This window comes from Sphingobium sp. ba1 (assembly GCF_000743655.1).
GTDB lineage: Bacteria > Pseudomonadota > Alphaproteobacteria > Sphingomonadales > Sphingomonadaceae > Sphingobium.
Genome location: NZ_JPPQ01000069.1, coordinates 898,258 through 899,763, shown reverse-complemented (window position 1 = coordinate 899,763; position 1,506 = coordinate 898,258). Strand labels below are relative to the sequence as shown.

Here is a 1,506-nt window from a genome sequence, read left to right as displayed (position 1 = left end):
CAAGCGTTCAGTGTTCGTTCTTCAACCTGGCCAAAATCGCAGCTTCGGGCCGACTGGGCCGATAACTGGCGATGGCCCGAGAACATGGCGGCGCGCACTCTCGGCGGGACGACATGGGAGGGCGCGCGCCGGCTGGCGACGGCGAGCTACCCCGACACCTGGAACGCGATGGTGACGGGCATGGTGATCGGCCAGGGCAACGAGGCCGCGCTTGAGCGTTGCCATCGAGCAGCAAACAAGGCGGGCGAGCCGGTGCGATGCACGGTCAGGATCAGACCGGAGGAGCGAAGGGCCACGAAATAATGGACGACCAACGTCAGAAGCGCGGTGAGCGCGCCAATCGAGGCAGCACCCGAAGCGGCGCAAGCGGTTAACCGGGCGTGGATTGCGGGCACGATCGCGACGACCCGCCAGCTCGTGGCCGACCCCGAACTATTGCGGTCGATCGAGCGGCGCGGATTCTAGCGCTACCCAGCTAAATCTACTAACCCGGTCGGAGGCTTTGTTCGCGGTGATGCGTGCATTGCCTTCTTTCATTTGAAAAGTGTCTCCTAAGGGATCGGCGCCAGAGCTTCGATGATCCGGCAGTCGCCGACTGTGCCATCTTCGCAGGTCGAAACGAGCCGGGCAAGCTCACGCCGGAGCGCGGTGAGGTCCGCGAGCTTGCGATCGACTTCCGCCAGGTGTTCGGCAGCGATCACATCGAGCGTTCTGCGTTCGCGTTCGCGCTGCCCGGCCAGATCGAGCAGCGCACGCACCTGATCGAGCGAAAAGCCGAGATCGCGCGCGCGACGGATAAACGACAGTCGCGCGAGATCATCGGGCGAGTAGGCGCGGTAATTACCGCTTGTGCGCGCCGGGGCCGCGATCAGGCCTGCCTTCTCATACCACCGGATCGTCTCGACCTTGATGCCAGTGGCTTCCGCCAGTTTCCCGATCGTCAGCTTTTCAAGCACGCTTGTAGCGACCTGTCAGCGCCCCGAGTTTGCAGTGCAAGGCACTACAATCGAGGGTGTCTTACCCGCCGGTCCAAACGTGCGAACGCAGCGCTTCGCTGCCGCGGCTGAAGCCGAAGATGCGCCACTTTGACCAGTAGAACAGGCCGAAGCGAGCACGGCAGCAGCTGTCACAAGCGCCACAATAAGGGAGCGATTAGCTTGCATAGCGGTCTCCACGCGCGAGAAGCGACGGTGCGTTTTGCACCCTCTTCACAGGCACAAGCGGCGTATGCGTGCTCCAGCCACTAGAGGATCAAGCGAAAAATCAGGGACTCGGGTTGCTCACCAGCGAGGTTTGGCGAGATAGGAAGGATCCGAAATTAGAGCTTGCTCCTCTAGTGACTATAGGTTGCATGGACGCAACCTGCGACAGAAATCGCGAGGAAGCGGATGCACGGCAAAGATTTAGTTCGACTGAAAGCGTGGCAAAGGGGGGTTCGGCCGAGCTTGGCCGCAGTGCTGATCCTCGGATTACCCGCGTCCGGCTCACTGGCGCAGACGACCACGC

General features: G+C 62.0%; 2 protein-coding genes and 1 pseudogene. 2 read left to right on the top strand and 1 reads right to left on the bottom strand.

Features of this window, described 5'->3' with window-relative positions:
- Positions 1-303 (top strand): annotated as a pseudogene (locus tag IL54_RS07410) (DUF6118 family protein); the annotation flags it as partial.
- A 24-nt stretch (positions 304-327) separates the two neighbouring features.
- Positions 328-465, top strand: coding sequence for a hypothetical protein (locus IL54_RS24045; RefSeq protein ID WP_156106171.1), 138 nt, complete (start codon positions 328-330; stop codon positions 463-465).
- Positions 466-551: 86 nt separating this feature from the next.
- Here IL54_RS24045 and IL54_RS07405 read toward each other — a convergent pair whose 3' ends face one another.
- On the bottom strand, positions 552-956 hold the full coding sequence (locus tag IL54_RS07405) for a MerR family transcriptional regulator (protein ID WP_037474395.1): 405 nt from the start codon (positions 954-956) through the stop codon (positions 552-554).
- Positions 957-1,506: the final 550 nt, after the last annotated feature.